This is a genomic window from Pseudoxanthomonas sp. YR558, assembly GCF_900116385.1.
GTDB lineage: Bacteria > Pseudomonadota > Gammaproteobacteria > Xanthomonadales > Xanthomonadaceae > Pseudoxanthomonas_A.
Map to the genome: position 1 here is coordinate 2,419,514 of NZ_FPCI01000001.1, position 25,123 is coordinate 2,444,636.

A 25,123-nucleotide genomic window follows, 5' to 3' on the forward strand; every position below is an offset into this window, starting at 1 on the left:
GCAATTACGGCACACGGGCGATGACCCAGGCATCGACCCGGGTGACGCCGGCTGCAAGCAAGGTGCGGGCGGCGGCGTGCAGGGTCGCGCCGGTCGTCATCACGTCATCCAGCAGGGCGACATGCGCCGGCAGCGGACCCGCGCCGGCGATGCCGAATGCGCGGGCGACATTGCGCTCGCGTGCGTCCGCCTGCAGTTCCGATTGCGGCGCGGTCGCGCGAAACCGTACCAGGCGGTCGGCTAGCAGCGGAGTCGACAACGACCGGGCGAGCGGAAGTGCGAGCTCCAAGGCTTGGTCGTAACCTCGCTCGCGCAGGCGGCCTGCATGCAGCGGAATGGGGACCAGCGCATCCGGCCGGGGCGCACGGCCCAAGGTGCCGGTGGCTAGGTCGGCGAGCAGGCGACCCGCTGCCAGGTCCTGGTGGAACTTGAACCGGGGCACCAGCCGATCCACTGGGAACCCGTAAACGAAGACAGCGGTGGTCTTCACAAGCGGCGGGGAATCAACCAGGCAGGCCCCGCATTCGCCCGGGAAGGGTAACGGCAGCGCGCAGCGTGCACAGGCAGCACGATTCCAAGGCAACGATTGCGTGCAGTTGCCGCATAGATCGAGACCGTAGGCGCCCGATTCGCGGCAGATCAGGCATCTCGGGGGCAGCAACCAGCGCGCCGCTTTGCGCCATCCGTCAACTGAACCGACATCCATGCGGTTGACAGCCTCTTCCCTGGTTTCCAGACTTCCGCGACTGTAAATCCCCGAGTCCGCGATGTCTGTGCACATTTCCAGCCCCCTTCCCACACTGCGTCACGACTGGCGGCGCGACGAGTTGCTGGCCCTGTTCGACCTGCCGCTGCCGGACCTGCTCCATAAGGCCGCCAGCGTGCACCGGGCCCATTTCGATCCGGCCGAAGTGCAGGTATCCACGCTGCTGTCGGTGAAGACCGGCGGCTGCCCGGAGGACTGCGCCTACTGCCCGCAAGCGCAGCGCTACGACACCGGCGTGGCCGCGCAGAAACTGATGGAGACCGAACAGGTGTTGGCGAAGGCCGCGCAGGCCAAGGCCGCGGGCGCGTCGCGCTTCTGCATGGGCGCGGCCTGGCGCTCGCCGAAGGACCGCGACATCCCGAAGGTCGCCGAGATGATCCGCGGGGTGAAGGCACTGGGCCTTGAGACCTGCGCGACGCTGGGCATGTTGAGCGGCGACCAGGCGCATGCGTTGAAGGACGCCGGCCTGGACTACTACAACCACAACCTGGATACGGCGCCGGAGTTCTACGGCGACATCATCCACACCCGCGAATACCAGGACCGGCTGGACACGCTGGCCCACGTGCGCGACGCCGGCATGAAGACCTGCTGCGGCGGCATCGTCGGCATGGGCGAGTCGCGCGACCAGCGCGCCGGCCTGCTGCAGGCGCTGGCGAACCTGCCCGCGCATCCGGATTCCGTGCCGATCAACCAGCTGGTGCAGGTGGCGGGCACGCCGCTGCACGGCACGCAGGCGCTGGACCCGTTCGAGTTCGTCCGCACGATCGCGGTCGCGCGCATCACGATGCCGGCCTCGATGGTGCGCCTGTCGGCCGGTCGCGAGGCCATGAGCGACGAGTTGCAGGCGCTGTGCTTCCTGGCAGGCGCCAACTCCATCTTCTACGGCGAGAAGCTGCTGACCACCGGCAACCCCGACACCGAGCGCGACCAGGCCCTGTTCGCCCGGCTGGGCTTGCGGCCGATGGCGGTGCAGGTGGAAAACGTGCACGACCATCACAGAATGGATGCCGCCGGCAGCGGTACGGTGCATGCCGACATCACCCGTCCTGCGCCGTCCTGCGGCCAGGCGGCATAGTCGGGGCGCAACAGGGGGCAGGACGAAGGCCATCACGCCGGCGCGGATATCGCGTCCCGGCGCGTCGGCGTCGCCGCGCCCCGGGCGCGTCCATCGACGCGATCCCCAGCATCCGGTGCCGACACCATGAGCCGTCTCGACCTGCACGACCGCATCCTCGCCCAGCGCCAGCAGCGTGTCGCCCTGGCGCGCCAGCGCACGCGCCGCACCATCCATCGGCGCGACGGCGTGCGGGTCGAAGTCGATGGACGTTGGCTGACCGAGTTCAGTAGCAACGACTATCTCGGACTGGCCCAGCAGTTCGAAGTCACCACGGCCCTGCAGGACGCGGCGGGGCGCGATGGCGCGGGCGCGGGCGCATCGCATCTGGTCAGCGGCCACCACGCCGCACACGAAGGCCTGGAGCGCGACATTGCGGACTGGCTGGGTTATCCGCGCGCGCTGCTGTTCGGCAGTGGTTTCCTCGCAAACCTGGCCGTGCAGCAGGCGTTGCTGGAGGACGGCGACGTCTGCGTGCAGGACCGGTTGAACCACGCCAGTCTGCTCGATGCGACACGCCTGGCGGGCGCGAAGCTGCGGCGCTATCCGCATCTCGATCCGGAAGGCGCGCTTCGGCAGCTCAAGCTGCAACCGGAAGGTGCGGCGATGCTTGTGACGGACGGTGTCTTCAGCATGGATGGCGACACCGCACCGCTGCGCGCGCTGAGCCTGGTCGCGCGCATGCAGCAGGCGCTGTTCTTCGTCGATGACGCCCACGGCGTCGGTGTGCGTGGCCCCGATGGCCGCGGCAGCGTGGCCGAAGCGCGGATGGGCGTGGCCGATGTGCCGCTGCAGCTGGTCACCCTCGGCAAGGCGCTGGGGGGCTACGGCGCGGTGGTCGTGGGCGAAGAGACGCTCGTCCAGCACCTGGCGGAAACCGCGCGGCCCTACATCTACACGACGGCCATGCCACCCGCGCTGGCCGCGGCCACGCGCATTGCGGTGAAGCACGCGCGCAAGGACCACTGGCGCCGCGAGAAGCTGCAGATGCTGGTCGACCGGTTCCGCGTCGGTGCGCAACGTGCCGGCCTGCAGTTGATGGCGTCCGAATCGCCGATCCAGCCCGTGTTGTGCGGAAGCGATGGCAACGCGCTGGCGTTGGCCGCGGCGCTGGATAGCGCCGGCTACCTGGTGCCGGCGATCCGGCCGCCCACCGTTCCGGATGGGAAGGCGCGCCTGCGTGTCACCCTCTCGGCGCTGCATTCGCCGCAGGACGTCGACGCCCTCGTCGCCACGCTGGCGCGCTCGTGGGATGCCGTGCAGCGCGTGCACGGCGCCGTCGCCTGACACGCGCTTTCCTGCGCATGGATGCACTCCGCCGCGCCTGATCGGCGACAATACGCGCATGCATATCGAAACCACCGGCAGCGGCCCTTCCCTGGTGCTGCTGCACGGCTGGGCCCTGCATGGCGGCGTGTTCGCGCCGCTCGTGCAGCGCCTGTCCGACCGCTACACGCTGCACCTGGTCGACCTGCCGGGGCACGGCCATAGTCGCGACAGCGACATTCCGCTCTCGCTCGATGCCACCGTCGACGCATTGCTCGCACGCACGCCGCCGGCCGCGTGGCTCGCGTGGTCGCTGGGCGGCCTGTTCGCACTCCACGCCGCCGCGCGTTCGTCGCAGGTGCGCGGATTGGCGATGATGGCGTCCACGCCGCGTTTCGTGCGTTCCGAAGATTGGCCGTATGCGGTGGACGCACAGGTGTTCGGGCAGTTCGGCGACGATCTGCGGAACGACTATGCAGGCACGCTGGAGCGATTCCTGGCGCTGGACACCATGGGTTCGGAGCACGCGCGCAGCGAGCTGCGTACGTTGAAGCGCGATGTGTACGCGCGCGGCGAACCGACGCCGTCCGCACTGCAGGAGGGCTTGCGCCTGCTGGAGCAGAGCGACTTGCGCGCCGCGTTGCCGGATATTCGCGTGCCAAGCCTGTGGATTGCCGGCCGTCGCGATCTGCTGGTGCCTGCCAAGGCCATGCGCGCCGCCTCGGAGTCCGCGTTCGACGGGCGTTATGTCGAGATTTCCGGTGGCGGTCATGCGCCGTTCCTCGGCCATGCGGATCTCGTCGTCGATGCGCTGGATGCCTTCCTGCCGACGTTGGAGGCAGCGCAATGAACACGTTCGACCAACGCCATATCCGCCGCGCGTTCTCGCGTTCGGCCGCCGGCTACGATGCGGCTGCGGCGCTCCAGCACGAAGTCGAAAAGCGCTTGATGGAGTCGCTGGACTACTTCGCGCTGCGCACCGGAAGCGATGGCGCCGAGCCTGGCGTGATACTCGATGTCGGCTGCGGACCGGCACATGCGGCCGCTGCCATGCGCAAGCGCTGGCCAAAGGCGAGGGTGATCGCACTCGACCTGGCCATGCCGATGCTGCGCGAAGCGAAGAAGCAGGCGGGCTGGTGGAAGCCGTTCTCGCGCGTCTGTGCCGACCTGCGCGCGCTGCCGATCGCCGATGGCAGCGTCGACGTGCTGTTCTCCAACCTGAGCCTGCAGTGGGTGGACGATCTGCCGGCGGCCTTCGCCAACTTCCGCCGGGTGATGAAGCCCGGCGGCCTGCTGGTGTGTTCGACATTCGGGCCGGAGACGTTGCAGGAACTCCGCGATGCCTTCGCGCAGGGCGATGCGGCGCCGCACGTCAGCCCGTTCCCGCCCATCGCCCAGTTCGGCGATGCGCTGGTGATGGCGGGGTTCCGCGATCCCGTGCTGGACCGCGATCGCTTCACCCTGACCTACGACGACCTGCCCAGCCTGATGCGCGAACTGCGTGCGATGGGCGCGACGAATGCCCTGCATCGACGGCGGCATACGCTGACCGGAAGAGCGCGCTTCTCCGCTGCAGCCGCTGCATACGAACCGCTACGGCGCGACGACGGCAAGCTGCCAAGCACCTGGGAAGTACTTTATGCCCACGCGTGGGCGCCGCCGCCGGGCGCGCCGATCCGCGGACAGGGCGAGGACATCGCGGCGGTGCCGCTGTCACGCATTCCCATCCGCCGCCGGGGCGAATGACGCGCGCGGTCAGCGCGAAACCTGCGCGATCCAGTCCTGCAGGTTGTAGTAGTTGGTGACGCGGGCGATCCGATCGTCGCGGATATCGAAGAACGCGCCACCCGGCAGCACGTAAGTTTGCCCGTTCGCGTCCGGCAGACCTTCGTCGGTGTGCAGGTATTCGCCGTGCACCACGTACTCGGCGGCGGCGTGGTTCCCATCCTGCGTCGCCAGCACCACGATGTTGCGCAGCTGTTCGCGGTAACTCGCATTCATCCGCCCAAGGAACGCGGCGAACGCCTCCTTGCCGACTTCGCGCGCACCCTGGTTGAGGTCGTGCACGACGTCGTCGGTCAGCATGGCCAGCATGCCTTCCCAGTCTCCCCGGTTGAACGCGGCGTAGTAGGTCAGCACCAGTTCGGTGGCGCGGTCCTGCTTACGCGTGCCGTCGATCTTCATGGGCGATTCCGTGGGCGTGGGGCGAACGCGGCCATCATACGCCACGCATTCAGCGCGGCAGGCGGTCGCGGTGGAAGAAGTAGACTTCCTGCAGCAGGAAGCGCCAGCGCGTTGCGAACGTACGGAAGCGGCTGGTTGGCGTCGGCGAGCCCACTGCCTGGATGCCGATGTCCTTGCTGATCCGCAGTGCGCGCGCCATGTGCAGCGGGTCGCTGACGATGATCGCCTTGCGCAGGTTGTGTTGCTGCATCACCAACGAAGCTTGTCGGAGGTTGTCGTGCGTGTTGCGCGACAGCGATTCGATCAGGATCGCCTTGTCCGGTACGCCCTGGCGCAAGGCGTACCGACGCGCGACCTGCGACTCCGAGAATCGCGCGCCCGTGCCACCGTAGCCGCCGGTGAAGATCAGCCTCGGCGCGAGGCCGCGCTTGTAAAGGTCGATGCCGTGCCGAATGCGCTCCTCGAACACCGGCGACGGCTTCGCGTCGTAGGCGGCTGCGCCCAGCACGATGATCGCGTCGGCGGGTGCGGCATCGTCGCGCTGTCCCACCCAGATGATGTACGCGGCAACGCCGACCAACCACAGCAGCGCCATCACCAGCAGGCGCCACGTCCAGCCGAGGAAACCACGCTGCGATTGCTTGCGTCGTGCGCTCATGCCGCCTGCTCCCACGGCAGGGCGTCGAGGTCTACGTTGCCGCCCGACAGCACCACGCCGACATCATGGCCTGCGAATGCGTCGCGATGGCGCAGGATCGCGGCCAGCGCGATGGCGGAGGAAGGCTCGACCAGCAGTTTCAGGCATTGCCAGATCAGCCGCATCGCCGCGAGCGTCTCGTCGTCGGGCACGGTGTGCACCTCGACAGCGTGTGCCTGCAGCAGCGCGAAATTGGGTTCGCCGAGCGTTCCACGCAATCCGTCGCATACCGTGTCGGGGACGAAGTCCAGCTCGCGCTTGCCGGCGGCCAGGGATGCGGCAGTGTCGGCGGCACCCACCGGCTCGGCGCCGTGGACGCGGCAGCCCGGCGTGGTCGCAGCAGCGGCGATCGCCGTGCCTGAGAGCAGACCGCCTCCCCCGACCGGCGCCACGACCGTGTCGATGTAGCGGTGGGCGTTGAGCAGCTCCAGCGCCGCCGTCCCCTGGCCCGCGATCACGTGCGGATGGGTGTAGGGGTGGATGAGGATGGCCCCGGTTTCGGCCTGCACGCGGTCGGCCATCGTCTCGCGTGCGGCGATCGTGGCGGCGCAGAGGTGGATCTGGGCGCCGTAGCGGGTGATGTTGGCCAGCTTCGCTGCGTTGGCGCCTTCCGGCACTACCACGTGGCAGGGAATACCGCGCGTGCGGGCAGCGAGTGCGAGCGCAGCGCCGTGGTTGCCGGAGGAATGGGTGACGACGCCCCGCGCGGCTTCGGCATCCTCCAGCGCCCAGACCGCATTACAGGCGCCGCGGAACTTGAATGCCCCCCCGCGCTGCAGCGGCTCGGCCTTGAAATACAGCCGACAACCTGCGAACGCGTCTAGGGTGCTGGAGCGCAGCACCGGCGTGGCGTGGGCGTGGGGGGCGATGCGGGCGGCGGCGGCGAGAATGTCGCCGAAGGTGGGCAGGGGCAGCGGCATAGGGAAAGGTTAACGCATCGGGGCGGTAGCGCAGCCCCGGCACCGGTCGCTCAGGCTTTCCGCGCGCTGAGTCCCGGAGGGCACGACAGGCAGGGTTAAGCACGGATTCAAAGCGACAGGCCGATGCTGCGAATACAGAGTAACGGGGGTTCCGCCATGAAGCGTATCTATCTGACCGCGATCGCATTCGCCAGCCTGGCGCTGGGTGGTTGCGCAACTTACGACTACGTGGGTGACGCCGCGCCGGGCGGCTACTACTACGGGCGTCCCAGCACCCAGTACTACGACCCTTACGGCGGCTACTACGGGGGCGTCGGCGTTTACGGCAGCTACGGTTATTACGGGCCGTACCGTTACTCCAGTTACCCGTACTACGGCTACTACGGCCCGTACTACCCTTATTACCCACACCATCCGCGGCCGCCGCGTCCGGGCGACAACACGCCAAACCCCCCCACGAGCGGTGGTGGCAATCGTCCGCCGCCTTGGCGGGACCCGACGGGTCGTTGGCGCGAAGGCGGTTCCCAGCCCATGATCCCTAACCGCCCTAACCAAGTTGCACCGGCGCCGAACCAGCCGCGCTTAGGCGAAGGCGATTATCGGCCGCCCCGGGTGTCGGCGCCTCCGTCTGCACCCCGGACAGCCGAGCGACCCCAGCGTATGGAAAGGTCGGCGCCCTCCAGGGCGGAGCGCCCAGCCCCGGTATCGCGTCCGTCGAATCGCTCGGACAACGCCATCCGTCAGCAGGAGCAGTGATCCGGCCGGCTTTGGCCGGCTCTTCCGTTGCTTTCCCACACAGGTCGTCGCAGGCTGCGAACAAAGGTTGACCGGTTGCGTCGCTTTCTGACGTAAGCGGCAATAAAGGTTCAATGTCGACGTCCGGTAGGGAAATCTGGATCCCCCCTGTTCCGGCCCTGCCGGGCGTCGGCGCCTAACAAAAAGCCCGGCTTTTGCCGGGCTTTTTTCTTGCTCTGGTATCCTGCGCGCATAAAAAAGGGGCCGGTAGTCCCCCGACTACCGGCCCCCGGCATCCCCGGCGTGCGCATTGCTGGCCCCTGTTCCATTACCAGCTTGGCGCCCCTGGTCGCTTGCCACGACGGGTGCAAGGGTATACAGCAGGAAGCGTGCCAACTTCGCCCCGCACCCCAACGCTTTTGCCTGAACCCCTACCCGCCTGTGCGCGGGCCCGGAATCCACGATGAGCCCCAGTTTCCATCAGTACGACGTCATCATCATCGGCGGCGGCCACGCCGGCACCGAGGCGGCGCTCGCGTCCGCGCGCACAGGCGCCCGCACGCTGCTGCTGACCCACAACGTGGAAACGGTGGGTGCCATGAGCTGCAATCCCGCCATCGGCGGCATCGGCAAAGGCCATCTGGTGAAGGAGATCGATGCGCTCGGCGGAGTGATGGCTTGGGCGGCCGACCGCGCCGGCATCCAGTGGCGCACGCTCAACGCATCCAAAGGACCGGCCGTGCGCGCGACGCGTTGCCAGGCCGATCGCGCGCTCTACCGCAGCGCGATCCGGCGCGCGGTGGAAGCGCAGCCGAACCTGACGCTGTTCCAGGCGGCCGTGGATGACGTGGTCATCGAGAACAACACCGTCCGCGGCGCGATCACGCAGACCGGCCTGCGCTTCGATGCTGCGGCCGTCGTGCTGACGGCGGGCACCTTCCTGGCCGGCAAGATCCATGTCGGCGAAACCCAGTACGCGGCCGGTCGCGCAGGCGACCCACCGGCCACCGCGCTGGCGCAGCGGCTGCGCGAAGGCGCCTTCGTCGTGGATCGTCTGAAGACGGGCACGCCGCCGCGCATTGACGGGCGCTCGCTCGACTATTCGGTGATGGAGGAGCAGCCTGGCGACGATCCGTTGCCGGTAATGTCGTTCATGGGCGAGGTGTCCGACCATCCGCGCCAGGTCTCGTGCTGGATCACGCATACCAGCGAACAGACGCACGAGATCATCCGCGGGGCGCTGCATCGCTCGCCGATGTACTCCGGCCAGATCGAAGGCATCGGGCCGCGCTACTGCCCATCGATCGAAGACAAGGTGGTACGTTTCGCCGAGAAGGCCAGCCACCAGATCTTCGTCGAACCGGAAGGGCTCGATGTCGCGGAGATCTATCCCAACGGTATCTCGACGTCATTGCCGTTCGACGTACAGCTCGCGCTCGTGCGCAGCATCCGTGGTATGGAGAACGCGCACATCACGCGCCCGGGCTACGCCATCGAGTACGACTTCTTCGATCCGCGCGGATTGAAGGCGTCGCTGGAGACCAAGGCGGTCGCCGGCCTGTTCTTCGCCGGCCAGATCAACGGCACCACCGGATACGAGGAAGCCGCCGCGCAAGGCCTGCTCGCCGGCCTCAACGCCGCGCGCTTCGCGCAGCAGAAAGAGGCGTGGTCGCCACGTCGCGACGAGGCCTATCTCGGCGTGCTGGTCGACGACCTGATCACGCACGGCACCAAGGAGCCGTATCGCATGTTCACCAGCCGCGCCGAGTACCGGTTGCAGCTGCGCGAGGACAACGCCGACCTGCGCCTGACCGAAACCGGCCGTGCGCTGGGCTTGGTGGATGACGTCCGCTGGAAGCGCTTCGACGCCAAGCGCGACGCTATTGCACAGGAAACCGGCCGCCTGCGCGCGCTGTGGGCCACGCCCGGCAATGCCCTGGGCCGCGAAGTGGCCGATACCCTCGGCGTGCAGGTCAGCCGGGAGACCAACGTGCTCGACCTGATCAAGCGTCCGGAACTGGACTACGCCAAGCTGGTCGCCGTGCCGTCGATCGGTCCCGGCGTGGACGATGCACAGGTCGCCGAGCAGGTGGAGATCGGCGTGAAGTACGCCGGTTATCTGGACCGCCAGCGCGACGAGATCGAGCGCCAGCAGCGCAACGAATCCACGCCGATCCCGGCCGGCTTCGACTTCGCCAGCGTGCGCGGCCTGTCGGCCGAAGTGCAGCAGAAGCTCGATCGCGTGCAACCGGAGACCATCGGCCAGGCGCAACGTATCCCCGGCATGACGCCTGCCGCGATCTCGCTGCTGCTGGTGCACCTGGAGCGTGCGCGGCGCATGCGCGTGGCGTAAGCCGCCATCCTCTGAAGCGCGCGTGATCCGTCGCGTCAGGGGCGCGATGAGCGTTACGTCGCCGGGTCTGTTACCGATCGTTGACGGGTAAGGCGAGCCTGCGACGACGGCACTCTCGGGCCATCTCGCTGTCGATGGCGGGCGACGCCTTTGAGCCGCCCACCCACGCCTCGCAGGCTTGGTAAAAGCGTCCTGCGGAACCGAACGCGCCATCCTGCTCGGCCCAGGTACCCAGCGAGTGAAGGGACGCTCCGGCGGCGGCCCGCAACAGACTGGCGTCCGGACGCTTCAGTGAGTGCAGCACCACCGTGGTCATCGTGTGTCTGGCGTCCGTTGGCCGGCGCTGCGACCACAGGTAGTCGCCATAGTCCACGTCAAGGTTGATGGCGTAGCGACGATCCTCGCCGAAGCACGCGCGCATCTGCTGTCGCGCATGTGCGAACAAGGGCGTCAACTGGCTTCCCGGCGATCCGGCCAGTACCCGGGCCTGCACATAACCGGCCTCGACCAGCGGCATGGGCACGCCACGATGCCGGCCATCGGCCAACACCTGTTCATACATCGCGATGGCTTGGCGAATGTTCGCGGGTTCGTTGCGGTAGTAGCCGACATACGTCAACGCCAGTCCGTACGCATGCTTGGCGCGCCAGGTCAGCGAATGGAAGCGGCCGTGCGCTCGCTCGAGCAGTTCGGCCGCCTGGCGGTACGTTTCCAGCCGGCGAGGATCCAGCGGATCGGGCCACGCGTATCCGATGAGCAGCAGGCTTTCGGCGTACGCGTCGCTGGCACCGAGCCCGTTCGTGTCCAGGATACGGCGGGCGCGCTGCGCCAGATGGAGGACGCGCACGGCGTGGCCATCGGCGAATTCGCTCTGGGCAAGCATCACCATCGCGCGCGCGGTCTCCGGGTGTTGCGGGCCGTATAGTCGAAGCGTATCCAGGTGCACGCGCTGGGCCAGAGTCCGCGCGGCATCCAATTCGTCGCGGATCAGCAGCACCCGGATGAGGTCGCGACGCGCTTCGTCGCGCAGATCGGCGTGCGCGTCGCCGGCAAGCGCGATCGCTCTTCTCAAATCGGCGCCCGCCTCAGCGATTCGGTACAGCTCGGTCAGGGCCCGACCTCGCTGGATCAACAAAGGCACCAGCGCCGCATCCGCCGACAGTCCGCCCCGCTCGGAATGCGCCAGTTGCAGGTTGAGCAACGCCAACCCTTCCTTCTGGTCACCGAGGTTCCAGCGCGTAAGCGCATACTCGGCCTGCAGCAGGATCTGTTCGGGATCCCCTTCCGCGCGTCGGGACCGGGTCAGTGCATCCCGAAGCAGTGCGTCGGCCCGGGAAAAGTGTCCCTGTGTATTCAGCAGGGAAGCGATCAGCCGCACATTCTCCGTGCTGCCCTTTTCTGCAACCGGTGTAAGCACGAGCGCTTGCTCGGCGAAGCCGGTTGCCGCCTGCAGGTCGCCAAGCGCGGCGCGCGAGCGAGCCAGCAACCGCAGGCCGCGTGCGCGCACGACAACACTCCGGCCGATCGCGGGATCCTGGCGTATCGCAGCTTCAAGCCCGCGCAGAGCGCTCTCGGGCGAGAGTGCGGAACTACGGACGGCGAGCGTCGCTCGACTGCCGTTCCATTGCTCGACATGCTGCAGCAGGGCCGCGTTTGCAGCCGCTTCGCGACCCGCGGCAACGCGCTCCCGATGAGCGAACCATGCGCCGGTCGCGGAGAGCATGAAGAGCAACGCGGCCGACGCCAGCGCCGCGCGCCGATTCCTGCGGAAGAATTGGACGACGCGATGGCGGATCCCGGGTAGGGTGGATACGGGACGCTTGCGCAACCAGGCCTTCAGATCGGCGTGTAAAGCGTCCATGTCGACATAGCGCCGGTCAGGATCCGGGTGCATGCATCGGGCGACGATCGAGCGCAGCGCCCGGTCCTCGCGTGACTTGCTTGCAGGCTCCTTCGGGTCCTGCAGTTCTGTGATCGAAGCGATCACGGCGCCCATGGCATACAGATCGGACTCGGCCGAGACGCTCAGTCCTCGCTGGATCTCCGGCGCGGCGAATGGCAGCGAATAAGCCTGGGGGCGTGCCGGCAGTCCGTCCCATTGCGCTTGCGAGGCGACACCGAAGTCGATCAGGCGCAGATGGCCATGCAGCGACACCAGTAGGTTGGAAGGCGTCACGTCGCCATGGATCACGCCCTGCCGGTGCGCATGGGCCAGCGCACCCGCGGCTTGCAGCAGGAGATCGATCTTCATTTCGAGTGTGCACTGACGGCGCGCGCACCACTCGTGGAGCGCTTCGCCATCGACATATTCCATGGCGAACCAGGGCGCGCCCTCCGCGTCGATGCCGCCATCCAGCACCCGTGCGATGCCAGGGTGATCCAAGCCGGCGAGAATCGCGCGCTCCCGCACCAGCGCCGCCGCGTTCCGGTCAGCGTGCTCGCCGCGGAGCGCCCGCTTGATCGCGGCACGCTGTCGATAGACGTCATCCGCGCGTTCCGCCAGGAAAACGCTGCCCATCCCGCCGCGCGCCAGCAGGCGGACGATACGCCATGCGCCCAATGTATCTTCCGTCGAAGCGCACGCCGTCTCGAAGGATTCGGGAGCCTGCGGGGTCGCCGGGATCGAGGCCGATGGCGCGGGCAGCGCGTCCAACCAGCGGGTGTCCGCGTGCAGCCATGTGGACACCTGCGCGTGCCGATGCGGCCATAGGACGCGGAGGATGCCCAGATGCGCCGTACGCAGGCAGGCAGGCAGCGCCAGGTGGAACCGAAGCGAATGCAGCGCCCGCTTCCGCCCCGCGATGTCGGGCTCAGCCAACCTCACTGGCCAGCCGCTGCATCAGGAAGTGTCGCGCCGCCTGCCAGTCCCTCCTTACCGTCCGGTCGGTCACACCAAGCAGGCCAGCGATCTCCATCTCCGTGTAACCCCCGAAGTATCGCCACTCCACCACTTTCGCCAGGCGCGGATGAAGTTGATCGAGTTCTTCCAGCGACGCATCGAGCGCGATCAGCAGTTCGGCCCCTTCTCTCCAGGCAAGGTCTTCGGCTTCGTCCAGCTCGACGGTCTCGCCTTTGCCGCCTCGCTTCTCGCTCCATCGGCGCCTCAAGCCATCGATCAACGTGCATCGCATGGCTTTAGCCATGATCGAGAAGAGCTGCGCCCGATTGACGGCCTGCAGGCTGTCTTCTTGCAGACGTAGCCATGTCTCATGAACGAGTACGGTGGGCGAGTACGTGATGCCGCGATCCCGCCAGGTGTAGCGACGTGCCTGGCCACGTAGATCCTGGTACAGCAAGGTGTACACGTCGCGCCACGCCGTCCTGTCGCCTTGCTTCATCTGACCCAGCAAACGGGTGACTTCGCCTTGCACCTGGCTCTGGCGGGCGACATCCAAGGACTCCGTTTCATCCTGCATCGATCATGGCCTGGTCGGTCGCCCGCCGCGAACGCGGAAAGCACACGCCGTTGAGCGCGCGTATATGTGATTCGGCATGTGGGAAGCCGAGGGGACACCACTCGAGGAAATCCGCTTTTTGCGGACTGTGTCCGGATCCGGAAATGGTTTACGTCCTTTCGCTGTTCCCGATTTCTAGGACACGCCAAGCCCGGAAAAATATTTGACGTCCGTCACGTCCGGACTGTGCCGCGCCTCGCGACCAAGTACATACATATACGCAAAGAGGCGAACGTCAGGATCCGGATCGGAATGTGTGACACAGGGGGCGGCCCGACGGCCGTAACGCAAGCCGGGAGTACAGGGCGCCGCTTAGGTAGGTAGCTCCGCTTCCAGTACGCAGGGTTTCGATCGCCTTGCAGTGCCCAATCGAGCATAGCGTCTCGAGATCGCCATGCCTGGCTGCCGCCGGCATGGCGATCCATGTGTCTCCGTCGACAAGGGTTGCTGGCGTTCGCGGCGTGCCAACCGCGAAGGCTGACAGTGGACAAGACCAAACGTTCTTACATCAGAAAAACCGCGCTGAACCTCGCTGTCACCGCCGCGCTGTTACTGCCGGTGGCGCAGGCTGCCGTTGCGGCGGAGCGCATCGGTGCGCGCGAGCCGGCAGGCCTATCGCAAGCGCAACCGGATGGGCGGCTAGTGCTGGAGGTGGATCGCGACAGCGCGCCGGCCGACGGTCAAAGCCACGTCAAGGTCAGGGTGCGTTTTCCAGGCGCCCCGCATCAATCCGCCGATGAAACGGTAGTCGTGACCCTGGAGGCCACCGCGGGTATATGGCAGCTCCCGGGCGCATCCAGTGACGAGGCTGGTCTCGCTCCGCGCGATGCGGACCGCGTCATGCCCGGCATACAGGTTGCTCTAGTCAATGGTGAAGCCGAAGCATGGCTGCTGGCACCCATCGACCCCCAGGTCGTGACGGTACAAGCGGTCGGGGGCGGCTCCGTCGCGCGTGGCGAGGTCAGCTTCATTCCCGAGCTGCGCGAGATGATCGCACTCGGCGTCGTGGACGGCGTTTTTCGGTTCGACCGTAAGAACCCGCTGGCACTCGACCAGGCCCGGCCCGACGACGGCTTCGAAGAGCAGATCAACAGCTGGTCGCGCGAAAGTGGGGACGGAAAACGGAGCGCGGCCTTGCGCAGCGCGTTCTTCCTGAAAGGCAAGGTCCGCGGTGATGCGCTGCTCACCATGGCGTATGACAGCGACAAGCCGGGACATGACCGGCTGTTTCGCGACATCGACCCCGAGCGCTGGTATCCGGTGTATGGCGACGCCTCCATCGTGGGCTTTGAGGCGCGCAGCAGCAGTCGCCTCTACCTGCGCTTGGACAAGGGCCGGCATTACCTGATGTATGGCGACATCGCCACCGGCGATGGCTTCAGCCAGCGTCACGGCCAAGGCGATGTGGCGAGCACCCAGGTGCGCGACCTCGGTCAGTACAACCGCGCGATGACGGGCGTGCGAGGCCACCTGGAGAACGACAAGGGAGCGCTGGATGTCTTCGCGGCGCGCGACACCCTTCGTCAGGTTGTCGAAGAATTCCCAGGTCGCGGACTCTCCGGCCCCTACACGGTGAGCAACAGCGAGAATGCCGTGCTCGGTACGGAGCGCGTCGAGATCATCACGCGCGATCGCTATGCGCCCTCCCGCATCGTCGATGTGCGAACGCTCTCACGCTTTGCCGACTATACGTTCGAGCCCTTCAGCGGGCGGATTGTCTTCGTCACGCCCGTGTCGTCGATGGACTCCGCACTGAATCCAGTGTCCGTGCGCATCACCTACGAAGTGGACCAAGGAGGCGAGAGCTACTGGGTGTATGGCGTCAATGGGCAGTTCCGGCCCATCGAGCGCTTGGAGATCGGCGGTAGCTACGTCAAGGACGAGAATCCGCTCGCCCCGTTTGAGTTGGGGAGCGCGAACGCGACCTTCAGCCTCGGACAGAACACCTGGGTACGCGGTGAGTATGCGCGTACGCGCAGCCTCGCGGGATCCGTTGGTGGGAATCTGGCCGGCATCACGGCCACGCCTGGCGAAGCGCTGCAAGGCGACGCCTGGCGAGCGGAGTTCGGCCATCGCGGTGAACGCGCTAGCCTGCTCGCCTGGTTTGGCCGGAGCGACGCGGAATTCGAAAATCCTGCGTCTTCGTATCTTGGCGGGCGTCGCCAGGCCGGCGTCGACGGAACATTGACATTGGTGGCGGGAGACCCCGAGCCGCGCTGGGCGCTGTACACCCAAGCCAATTACGTGGAGGACGAGCAAAGCGAGGCGGAGCGTACGCAAGCTCAACTGGGCGTGCGCTTCACACCCACGCCGGCTTTCACGCTCGAAGTGGGCGCCAATCACGTCAGCGAGCATGCGGGTACAAGTGGAAGCAATGGCCTGGTCGTTCCCCGGGGCCTAGGTTCTTCCTACGGAGTGGCATCCGTTTCCAGCAGTACCGCGGTCGGTCTGGGCAGTGGGCAGACGCTCTACAACACTGGAGCGGGCTACAGCAGCGGTTTTGGCAGCTGGGTAGGCAACGGACTGGCAGGCGTGCCCGTGGAGTACACGGCACTGCGGATCGCCTCGCGGTACCGCATCGGTGAGCGCTTCGACCTGACGGGGGAGGTCGAACAGGACCTCAACCATGCCGATCATCGTCGCGCGTCACTCGGCGCGGAGTGGCAGGTGCACGACCAGACGCGTCTTTTCGGTCGCTACGAATGGAACACGGGCCTCAGCACCGTGGCCACGTCAGAAGGTGTCACCAACCCGCTGACGGGAGTAGTGACGCCGAGTCCTTACGAGACGAACGCATTCGTGTTCGGCCTGGACACGGAGTACATGGAAGGCGGCTCGTTGTTCAACGAGTACCGCATGTACGACAGCTTCGGTGCGCGCCAGATGCAGTGGGCGAGCGGCCTGCGCAACCTGTGGCACGTCACCGACAGCCTCACGTTGCAGACAGGATTCGAGCGGCTTGAGATCCTGGACGGCGACGGCCAGAAATCGACGGCCGCTACGCTCGCCGCCGAGTGGCGGCCGTCCGAGTTGTGGCTGGTGAACGGTCGCTTGGAGTGGCGCAAGGTGGGGGTTGCTGCCTACGGCAACGACAATGGAAGTCCCATCGCGACGGACGCGAGCTACGACAGTTGGATGTCCACGGTGACGGTCGCGCGCAAGATCGATCGCGACTGGACACTGCTCGTCCGCAATTACTACCTGCGCAACGAGTACCGGGACGAGCGCGACCCCAGCTACGAGGACAGGTTCCAGCTCGGTTTCGCCTACCGCGATACCGACACCAACCGGATCAACGTGCTGGGCAAGTACGAATTCTGGACGCGCAGGGATAACAGCCTGTTGGCGTCGGGCCTGCCCGAGGATGATCTGCTGCCTCGCGCGAACGGCTACGACAAGCATGTCGTCAGTCTGCACGCGGATTGGCACCCGAACCGGGTGTGGTGGCTCACGGGCCGGCTGGCTGGAAAACGGCAGACCGATATCTATGCCGACGAAAAGAGTCGTTACACCGCCTACCTGGCGGGCGGCCGCGTGACCTATGGACTGAGCGAGCGCTGGGATGTCAGCGCAATGGCCTACCGGATGTGGAGTCCGGGTGGGGGCGCGCAGTACGCGCTTGGTGCGGAAGTCGGCTACCTGCTGACGTCGAACCTGTGGCTTTCGGCGGGCTTCAACGAGCGCGGATTCCGCGACGACGACATGACCGGTGCCGAGTACACCAACCAGGGCGCATTCCTGAGATTGCGATTCAAGTTCGATGAAGACCTGTTCCGCGGCAACGACCCCGCCACCAATCGCGCGCTGCCGCGCTGAGGAGACCACCATGTCCAATACCCCGTATGCAAAGCGCGCCACTCTGATCACCGTCAGCCTGCTGACGGCAGCCATCATTGGCCTGATCGCCTTCCGCCAGGCATCCGCGCAGGAGCCCATGCTGGCTCCGGCAGGGGCACGCATCGCGGATGCCCCCATCCATGCGGATCACGACACGTATACCGCCACGCAAGCGCGCATCAAGGCGTTGAACGACAAGGGCATCCGCGTCGACAACTACCATCTGGCCAAAGCGCAATGCTGGCTCGATACGAGCTTCCACGAATACACCCGCAATGATCGAGGCGGTTACCCGCAGGCAGCTCTGGACCAGTCCGCCGCGCTGATCAGCGCACTGGAGCGCGGCCAGGATCCGGGATGGGAAACACCTCTCGTCAACGGTGCGCAAAAGCTGCGCCCGGACCTATGGGCCAAGTATGACCAGTTGAAGAAGATGGACGGCTTCACTTGCGCCGCACAGGCCACCGCCTGCGCGGAAGTGGAATTGGTACATGCCGGCAACGAGATACATGATGGCGGTTGGCGGCACGCGAAACCCTATATCCAGATCGCGGAAGACCTCACGGCCAAGGCAGAGCACCGTGAAGCCGAATGCAGGCAGCCGGAGCAGGCTCCCACGCCGCAGACCGAGCAGTTCGATCTATCGGCCGATGCCTTGTTCAAGTTCGATCGCGGCGACCTGGCGGGCATGTTGCCGGAAGGCAAGCTCAAGCTCGATGAGCTTGTCGCGCACCTGTCTGCCGTCTATACGCAAGTGGACCGGATTCGTCTGGTGGGCCACACCGATCGCTTGGGCAGCGAGGCGTACAACCAACCGCTCTCCGAACGCCGCGCATGGACCGTCAAACAGTATCTGCAAGAGCGTGGCGTCTCTGCGCCCGTGCAAGCGGAAGGCCGTGGCGAAAGCCAGCCGACCGGCGCCACGTCGCAGTGCCGGGGCGAACGCGCCGATCACGCACTGACGCAGTGCCTGCAACCTGATCGCCGCGTCAGCGTCGAGATCGTCGGCATCCGCCGCCCGGCACAGTGAGTCCAGCCGATCGCGCCTCCGCGGCACGATCGGTCTGGGTCGCAACGCGCACGCATCTGAAAGAACACGCACAGAGACACACTTCATGCACGCAATCTGCAAATTCTTCGGTCGCGGTTCCTCCGGCCGCATGTCCCGTGGAGCGCCGCCTACGTGGGCATGCGCAGCAACGGGGCGCTGGCGCGTGCCGTTGCTGGCGCTGCTCCTGGTGCTCGCGCCCGGCGCGCACGCGGCGGTGACCAGTGCCATCGTCGGTACCGGAACCACGCAGGCGCCGACCGGCTCCACGCCGCTCTGCTCGCTGGATCCGGCCGCGGCCGACCTGAATGTGTGCACCAACGACACGATGATCTACAACATCGAGTACTCCACCAATGGTGGTGATTCGGCGCTGACCATCGTGTCTACTTTGCCAACCTGCACGGCGGCCACGCCGGGTTGCCCCGCCAACGGAATCATGGCGGTCTGGGAATCCGTGCCGCCCCAATGCGCCATGCCGGGCAGCAGCATCAGCCCCAACGGTCTGACCTTGACCTGCGTGCGTACCGGTCCGATCAATGCGGGTACGGCACGCATCCTGCCCATCGTGCGCATTCTCGGCACGACACCCAATGGCGCAAGCATCCCTACGCCCATCACCACGGTGACAACCCCGGAAACTGCTGTTCCGGTACCGGCGGTCCCTACGTCAGGTCCCGTGACAGTTCGCGCGCAGCCGGCTTTCGACCTCTACAAAGGTCGTGGACGGATGACGTACAGCAAGGGTCCGGATGGCGTGACGGATGGCTGGATCCTGCCTTTTGACGCCGGCATCCTGGTGCCCAGTGGAGCGCGCGGCATCGAGAACCTGGACGCGAACGGCATCAGCTGGGACGACGTGCTGGCCAATCTCACCGTCACCGGCACCAATGCCAACGGCATTGCCGGCGCTCCGGCCGTTCAGGCGGCGCTGCGGGCGAGCGCCGTGCTGTACCCGGTCAATACTTCGTCGGGTCTGAACGCTTGCTGGGACAACGGCATTGAGGCCAGCACACTGCGAGACGGCGCCATGCCGGGCGGTCGTGGAGGACCCTCGATCAATCGACTGCAGACGAGCGGAACATGCGCCGTCTCGCAATCCGGCGGCGCGGGCGGCGCATTGAGTGCGCGTATCGCGGGCGCACTCTGGACCAATACCGTCTATCCACCTCGATCCGTCGACAACGTCCCGCTGCCGGCGGGCACCAATTTCGTGGCCGCCAAGCAGATCGGTATCTGGTTCCCGGCCACGGTGTTCAGCGCCAACTTATCGGACAACGCGACCATCAACATTAGCAACACCTATACCAACGTGCAGGGCACCAGCATCAGCGGCCAGCCGGTGGTTCAGCCGAATGTCGCCAACGACACGACAGTCGTCCCTTACACGTACCTTGCAGGTTCCGCAGGCGTCATCAAATTCTGGGTCAGCTACAACACGGCCAATAACCTGCGCGTCAGTGGAAACCATACGCAGGATGGCGTGGTAGTGGACGGCATGCCCGTCTTCGCGCGCTCGCATATGTCCAACAGCGGATCGGCGCCCTTAATCGGCTCGGTGATCTGCGAAAAGATCGACAACAGCAAGTATCACGTGTTCGAGAACGGCACCGTAGCCGCCGACGGAGGCCATCTGCTGGCCGCCGGCGAGTACGTCATCGAGTACGGCACGGGCGGCATCAATGGCGTAGGCGAAGGCTGGGCCAATAATACGGACTATGCCTTGGGGACATGCGCCGACGATCAATCGCCGGCCTGGTATGCCAACCGTTCGGCGGTGCCGGGCGGCGACGTCGCGATCACCAAGGTGCGTTTGCGCGCCCTGATCCCCCAACAGCCGAGCGACAACTGGATATTGCTGCAAGGCGTCCGCATGACGGCCACCTCGCCGGTGAATGCCATGGGGGTTGCGGCGGGCTACCAATGGCCGATCGGAACCCGCGTCAACAACTGGAATGCCTACACGTTCGATGGCGGCTATGCCAGCGTGAGCTCGCGCATCGTGACCGATTCGACCGGTCATAACTGGTTGACCGGTGGTCCAAGCGGTTACACCGGAGAGGGCAAGACCGCATATCAGCAGGGCGACACGGTCACCCTGGTCGGCGCGCGCGCGGAGGTGACCAAGGAAACGGTGGTTCCCGACAACGCTGCGACCCAGGCGGTGGGCGGGCAGCCGATCACCTATGTCCTCAATCCGATTCTGTCGGCAGCGATTGCGACGCCTCAGACGTCCACCATGACGGTGAAGGACGTGCTGCCGCCTGGCCTGAGCTACGTGACCGGTTCGGCATCGCTCACGCCGGTCGTCCAGAACAATACGCCGTCCACTGGCTACACGACGCTTACGTGGACGCTGAACAACGTGGCCGTCGGACAGCCCATCACGCCCATCACCTTCCAGGCGATGGTTGACGTGACCTTGGCCAACGGCACCTACATTCCCAACTTCACCGTGGTCAGTTCGCCACTGGACACGCGTACCTGCCAGGCTTCCGGAGGGGCTTACGACGGTATTCTCGATACCGGCTACACGGTCGACGGCAGCAACGGAAACGTGACGGGCAACCTGTGCGTGCATGCCGCGCGCAAGGACCTGCGTGTGTCCAATCCCGGTGGCTTCCAGGTCAACAAGACCGCCATCGCGCCGCAGATCGAGCCCGGCCAACTGGCGCGCTATCAGCTCAGCTGGATCAGCGCCGGCAACGACCTCAACAGCTCCGACCTCATCGACGTGCTGCCCTACAGCGGCGATGCGCGCGGCAGTACGTTCAGCGGAACCGCGCGGTTGGCAGGAGCCTTGGGGCCGGTCGCGAATGACGGAACTCCGGCGTCGATCATCTATTACACCAGCGCCAGTCCTGCCAGCATCAGCCAGGATCCGAACGATCCGAGCAATGCGCTGTCGGGCGGCTCCACGGTCTGGTGCACCGCCGCGCAGATCGGCAGTGCTGGGTGCCCCGCGGGCTACGCGCAGGTCACGGCGATCCGCGTGGCGAGCAGCGGGCTCCAGCCGGACAACACCCAGCGGACGCTGACGGTTCCGCTGGCGACCATCGGCAATGTCGGCGGCAATCTCTATCGCAACGCGTTCACTATCCGTGGCGTTGCAGGAGGCGTGCCCCTCACGGCGGCCGTCACCTCGCCGATCGCGCAGGTCCAAGTGGTTACGGGAAGCCTGAGCGGTACCGTGTTCGAGGACCTGGATGACGATGGGCTGCAGGACGCGGGCGAAGACGGTATCCCGGGTGTGGATGTCACCCTCGACGGATGCTCGTCCGGTGCGGACGGCGTGCTGCAGACAACAACGCTTGCGGGCACCGGGTCGCCTGTGTGCGCGGGCGATGACCAGCCTGTTACGGTCACGGTGCAGACGCTGGCCGATGGTACGTACAGTTTCAGTGGTCTGGTCAGCGGACGCTATCGCATCACGGAAGCGCAGCCCATCGACTACGCCGATGGCGAACGCGCGGTGGGCACGCTCGGCGGAACGGCGAACGCGCGCGGCACCATTCCGAGTGTCGTGACCGACATCGTAGTGCCGGCCGGCGCGACGGGTACGGATTACGATTTCGGCGAAATCCTGTCGCCTCCGGCCGCGCTCCCCCTGCTGACCTTGATGAAGCAGGTCACCAACGATCATGGCGGCACGGCAACGGCGTCGCAGTTCACTCTGACGGCGAACGGTCCCACGACCATCAGTGGCGTCACGGGCGACGCGGCCATCACGGGTGCAGCGGTGCTGGCGGGCACCTACGCGCTGGCAGAAACCAACCTGCCGGGCTACGCCGCGGGCACTTACAGCTGCACGCTCAACGGTGGCGCTGCGGTGAGTAGCAACAGTCTGGTGCTGCAGGACGGCGACATTGCCGTCTGCACCGTGATCAATGATGACCAGCCCGCAACCCTCACGCTGGTGAAGCGCGTCATCAACGATAACGGTGGTGTCGCCGCCACAGGCGACTTCATGCTGACCGCCAATGGGCCCACCCCGCTTTCAGGCGTAACGGGATCGACCCAGGTCACCTCGGCCACGGTCGCCGCGGGCGCGTATGCCTTGGGCGAAACCAATCTGCCTGGCTACACGGCGAGCGCCTACAGCTGTGTCGTCAACGGCGGGGCCGCAGTGTCGGGGAACGGAATCTCGCTGGCGAACGGTGACGTGGCCGTGTGCACGATCACCAACGACGACCAGGGCGCCACGCTGACCCTCGTCAAGACCGTCACCAATGACAATGGGGGTGCCGCACAGCCGGCAGATTTCTTGTTGACGGCAAGCGGCCCGTCATCGATCTCCGGCGCCGTGGGAAGCCCGGGCGTCACATCGGCCATTGTGCAACCGGGCGTCTATGCGCTGGCCGAGCAGAACCTGCCCGGGTATGCCGCGACGCCATACAGCTGTGTGGTGAACGGGGCTGCGCCGGTGATCGGCAACACGGTGACGCTCCAGGCAGGCGATGCAGCGGTCTGCACTATTCATAACGACGACCAGGTACAGCGCGCACCGGCTGCACAGTTGACCCTGGTCAAGCGCGTCAACAACGATGATGGCGGCACCGCGGTGCCCACCGACTTCATCCTGACTGCGACCGGTCCCTCTCAGGTCGCAGGCGCCACGGGGGCGGCCGCCGTGACGGCGGCGAGCGTATCGCCTGGGCAGTACGAGCTCTCGGAAATCAATCTTCCGGGTTACGGCGCAGGCCTGTACGCCTGCGTGGTGAACGGAGTAACGCTGGCACCGTCGAACACGGTGACCCTCGCCGACTTCGATGTCGCCACGTGCACCATCACCAATGATGATCAGGGCGCCTTGCTGACCCTGGTAAAGGAAGTGGTCAACGACAATGGCGGCACGGCGGCACCGTCCGACTTCACCTTGATGGCAACCGGCCCCGAAACGGTCTCGGGTGTGACCGGCGAAGCCGGCATTACGGCAGTCGCAGTGCCGGCCGGGAGCTACGTATTGTCGGAAGTCAATCTTCCGGGCTATGTGGCAAGCGACTTCAGCTGCGTGGTCAATGGGACTGCGGCTGTTGCGGGCAACACGCTGGCACTTTCCAATGGCGACACGGCGACCTGCATCGTGATCAACGATGACCAGGGCGCGACGCTGACACTGGTCAAGCAGGTCATCAATGATGACGGCGGCACGGCGGTCGCGACCGACTTCGTGCTGACCGCGTCGGGACCGGCGAACCTACTCGGCAGCACGGGCGACGCAGCCATCACGGGCGTGCAGCTGTCCGCCGGAACGTACGTACTCGGCGAACGCGGGTTGCCGGGTTATGCCGCGGCGGGCTGGACGTGCACCGCCGGCACTGTGGCGGGCGACCAGTTGACGTTGGCCAATGGTGACAATGCGGTGTGCACACTGGTGAACAACGACGAACCTGCCGTGCTGGAGATGACCAAGGACCTCGTCGGTACCGTGGTCCCGGTGGCAGGCTCGGCGGATCGCTTCGTGGTCCGTTATGCCATCACCGTCCGCCACGTATCCGGCAGCGCGGGTACCTATACCCTCACGGATACGCCGTTGTTCGACAGTGACGCCCGCATCCAGTCGGCGCGCTATGTACGCGGCACCGAATCCGGGCAGGCGCTGCAGCCGGTCGCCGGGCCGTGGACCCTGGCCAGCGAACGCGTGCTGGCCATCGGTGCCAGTGAGACCTACCAGGTCGAAGTACACGTGCAGGTGGCCGCGGGCAGCGACACCACCAATGATCGGTGTGGCGCAGGTGCGGGCCACGGCCTGTTCAACCGCGCGGTACTGACGGCAGGCGCGACGACACTCGAGGATGATGCATGTGCGGACACCCCCGTGCCCAACACCTCCGCCCAGTTGACTGTGCAGAAGCTGGGTTCCGTGCGCCAGGCAGAATTGGGCGATGTGGTCAGCTACACACTCCGCATCCGCAATACCGGCAATGGCATCGCCGTGCGTCCGGTGATCGTGGATCGCCTGCCCGCGGGTTTCCGACTGGCCGACGCGCAAGTACGCGCCCGGGGTGCGACGCTGGTATCGCTGGAAGGTGCCCCCGGTCCCGTGCTGCTAATGACGCTGGACCGCATCGATCCGGGCGCCGAGGTGATCCTCGCCTACCGGGTGCGGATCGGCGTGGGCGCGCTGGAGGGTGATGGCATCAACCGTGCTCATGCGGAATGCCGGCCGTTCATCTCGTCGACGTCGACCCAGACCTGCTCCAATGAAGATCAATGGGAGGTGGATGTGACCGCCGGCGTGTTCTCGGACGAAGGCGGCATCCTTGGCCAGATATTCGTCGACTGCAATCTCAATGCAGTGAAGGACAGGGAGGAAATCGGGATTCCTGGCGTACGGCTCTACCTCGAGGACGGCACGTACCTGGTGAGCGACGTGGAAGGCAAGTACAGCTACTGGGGCTTGCGTCCCACCACGCACGTACTCAAAGTGGATGCCCGCACGCTCCCCACGCGTAGCCGGTTGGTCACCAGCAGCCCGCAGAATGCCGGCGATGCGCAGAGCCTCTTCATCGATCTGAAGAAGGGCGAGCTGCACCGCGCCGATTTCATCGAAGGCTCGTGCAATAACGAGGTTATAGAACAGGTCAAGGCCCGCCGCGCGCAGGGAGAGATCCGTTCGGTGCAGACCGAGACGGGTCAGCCTGGATTGAAGCTGGAATCGAAGCCGCATCCGCAGGGCAATCCACCGCAGCAAGGCACGGATGCAGCAAACCAGCCCATCGAACGCGTGCGCCATCAGCCTTGA

The 25,123-nt window shown here is 66.1% G+C and carries 15 protein-coding genes; 9 read left to right on the forward strand and 6 right to left on the reverse strand.

What is annotated here, in order from left to right:
* Positions 1 to 4 precede the first annotated feature (4 nt).
* The gene (locus tag BM365_RS11210) at positions 5 to 706 is read right to left on the reverse strand and encodes a ComF family protein (protein ID WP_093489202.1); all 702 of its coding nucleotides are present in this window, start codon (positions 704 to 706) and stop codon (positions 5 to 7) included.
* Between the two features lie 61 nt (positions 707 to 767).
* On the opposite strand from BM365_RS11210, the gene bioB reads away from it, so the two are divergent.
* From bioB to bioC, 4 genes are all read left to right on the forward strand, one after another.
* Positions 768 to 1,844, forward strand: coding sequence for a biotin synthase BioB (gene bioB, locus BM365_RS11215; RefSeq protein ID WP_093489204.1), 1,077 nt, complete (start codon positions 768 to 770; stop codon positions 1,842 to 1,844).
* A gap of 126 nt (positions 1,845 to 1,970) precedes the next feature.
* Positions 1,971 to 3,170 carry an 8-amino-7-oxononanoate synthase gene (gene bioF / locus BM365_RS11220; protein ID WP_093489206.1) on the forward strand — a complete coding sequence of 400 codons (1,200 nt, stop codon included), beginning with the start codon at positions 1,971 to 1,973 and terminating at the stop codon, positions 3,168 to 3,170.
* Between the two features lie 58 nt (positions 3,171 to 3,228).
* Entirely contained in the window at positions 3,229 to 3,999 is a 771-nt protein-coding gene (gene bioH, locus BM365_RS11225; protein ID WP_093489208.1) for a pimeloyl-ACP methyl ester esterase BioH, read from the forward strand.
* Positions 3,996 to 4,895: a malonyl-ACP O-methyltransferase BioC gene (gene bioC / locus BM365_RS11230; protein ID WP_093489210.1), complete on the forward strand. Its 900-nt coding sequence runs from the start codon at positions 3,996 to 3,998 to the stop codon at positions 4,893 to 4,895. Before bioH ends, bioC begins: the two co-directional genes overlap by 4 nt.
* Positions 4,896 to 4,904: 9 nt before the next feature.
* On the opposite strand, the gene BM365_RS11235 is transcribed toward bioC, so the two are convergent.
* From BM365_RS11235 to BM365_RS11245, 3 genes are read right to left on the reverse strand one after another with little or no spacing between them, the layout of a single operon-like run.
* Positions 4,905 to 5,333: a ketosteroid isomerase-related protein gene (locus BM365_RS11235; protein ID WP_093489212.1), complete on the reverse strand. Its 429-nt coding sequence runs from the start codon at positions 5,331 to 5,333 to the stop codon at positions 4,905 to 4,907.
* A gap of 49 nt (positions 5,334 to 5,382) precedes the next feature.
* Positions 5,383 to 5,991, reverse strand: coding sequence for a YdcF family protein (locus BM365_RS11240; RefSeq protein WP_093489214.1), 609 nt, complete (start codon positions 5,989 to 5,991; stop codon positions 5,383 to 5,385).
* On the reverse strand, positions 5,988 to 6,950 hold the full coding sequence (locus tag BM365_RS11245) for a pyridoxal-phosphate dependent enzyme (RefSeq protein ID WP_093489216.1): 963 nt from the start codon (positions 6,948 to 6,950) through the stop codon (positions 5,988 to 5,990). The genes BM365_RS11240 and BM365_RS11245 overlap by 4 nt, the downstream gene beginning before the upstream one ends.
* Before the next feature lie 156 nt (positions 6,951 to 7,106).
* On the opposite strand from BM365_RS11245, the gene BM365_RS18175 reads away from it, so the two are divergent.
* Positions 7,107 to 7,706, forward strand: a complete 600-nt coding sequence (locus BM365_RS18175) for a hypothetical protein (RefSeq protein ID WP_093489218.1) — start codon at positions 7,107 to 7,109, stop codon at positions 7,704 to 7,706.
* A 442-nt stretch (positions 7,707 to 8,148) separates the two neighbouring features.
* The gene (gene mnmG, locus BM365_RS11255) at positions 8,149 to 10,038 is read left to right on the forward strand and encodes a tRNA uridine-5-carboxymethylaminomethyl(34) synthesis enzyme MnmG (RefSeq protein ID WP_093489220.1); all 1,890 of its coding nucleotides are present in this window, start codon (positions 8,149 to 8,151) and stop codon (positions 10,036 to 10,038) included.
* A gap of 70 nt (positions 10,039 to 10,108) precedes the next feature.
* Here the strand turns inward: mnmG and BM365_RS11260 are convergent, their stop codons facing one another.
* Together BM365_RS11260 and BM365_RS11265 are read right to left on the reverse strand one after the other, a co-directional pair.
* A complete protein-coding gene (locus BM365_RS11260; RefSeq protein ID WP_093489222.1) occupies positions 10,109 to 12,856 on the reverse strand; it encodes a serine/threonine-protein kinase in 2,748 nt (915 codons plus the stop codon).
* On the reverse strand, positions 12,849 to 13,454 hold the full coding sequence (locus tag BM365_RS11265) for an ECF-type sigma factor (protein WP_093489224.1): 606 nt from the start codon (positions 13,452 to 13,454) through the stop codon (positions 12,849 to 12,851). Before BM365_RS11265 ends, BM365_RS11260 begins: the two co-directional genes overlap by 8 nt.
* A gap of 522 nt (positions 13,455 to 13,976) precedes the next feature.
* Here BM365_RS11265 and BM365_RS11270 point away from each other — a divergent pair.
* From BM365_RS11270 to BM365_RS11280, 3 genes are all read left to right on the forward strand, one after another.
* Positions 13,977 to 17,309, forward strand: a complete 3,333-nt coding sequence (locus BM365_RS11270) for a TonB-dependent receptor (protein WP_233210934.1) — start codon at positions 13,977 to 13,979, stop codon at positions 17,307 to 17,309.
* On the forward strand, positions 17,254 to 18,360 hold the full coding sequence (locus BM365_RS11275) for an OmpA family protein (protein WP_093489227.1): 1,107 nt from the start codon (positions 17,254 to 17,256) through the stop codon (positions 18,358 to 18,360). The genes BM365_RS11270 and BM365_RS11275 overlap by 56 nt, the downstream gene beginning before the upstream one ends.
* 190 nt (positions 18,361 to 18,550) lie before the next feature.
* Positions 18,551 to 25,123 carry an SdrD B-like domain-containing protein gene (locus BM365_RS11280; protein ID WP_158253550.1) on the forward strand — a complete coding sequence of 2,191 codons (6,573 nt, stop codon included), beginning with the start codon at positions 18,551 to 18,553 and terminating at the stop codon, positions 25,121 to 25,123.

Excerpts from the sequence above, each read along its gene's own strand:
- BM365_RS11210 (WP_093489202.1), bottom strand. The coding sequence starts at position 706 with ATGGATGTCGGTTCAGTTGACGGATGGCGCAAAGCGGCGCGCTGGTTG.
- bioB (WP_093489204.1), top strand. The coding sequence starts at position 768 with ATGTCTGTGCACATTTCCAGCCCCCTTCCCACACTGCGTCACGACTGG.
- bioF (WP_093489206.1), top strand. The coding sequence starts at position 1,971 with ATGAGCCGTCTCGACCTGCACGACCGCATCCTCGCCCAGCGCCAGCAG.
- bioH (WP_093489208.1), top strand. The coding sequence starts at position 3,229 with ATGCATATCGAAACCACCGGCAGCGGCCCTTCCCTGGTGCTGCTGCAC.
- bioC (WP_093489210.1), top strand. The coding sequence starts at position 3,996 with ATGAACACGTTCGACCAACGCCATATCCGCCGCGCGTTCTCGCGTTCG.
- BM365_RS11235 (WP_093489212.1), bottom strand. The coding sequence starts at position 5,333 with ATGAAGATCGACGGCACGCGTAAGCAGGACCGCGCCACCGAACTGGTG.
- BM365_RS11240 (WP_093489214.1), bottom strand. The coding sequence starts at position 5,991 with ATGAGCGCACGACGCAAGCAATCGCAGCGTGGTTTCCTCGGCTGGACG.
- BM365_RS11245 (WP_093489216.1), bottom strand. The coding sequence starts at position 6,950 with ATGCCGCTGCCCCTGCCCACCTTCGGCGACATTCTCGCCGCCGCCGCC.
- BM365_RS18175 (WP_093489218.1), top strand. The coding sequence starts at position 7,107 with ATGAAGCGTATCTATCTGACCGCGATCGCATTCGCCAGCCTGGCGCTG.
- mnmG (WP_093489220.1), top strand. The coding sequence starts at position 8,149 with ATGAGCCCCAGTTTCCATCAGTACGACGTCATCATCATCGGCGGCGGC.
- BM365_RS11265 (WP_093489224.1), bottom strand. The coding sequence starts at position 13,454 with ATGCAGGATGAAACGGAGTCCTTGGATGTCGCCCGCCAGAGCCAGGTG.
- BM365_RS11275 (WP_093489227.1), top strand. The coding sequence starts at position 17,254 with ATGAAGACCTGTTCCGCGGCAACGACCCCGCCACCAATCGCGCGCTGC.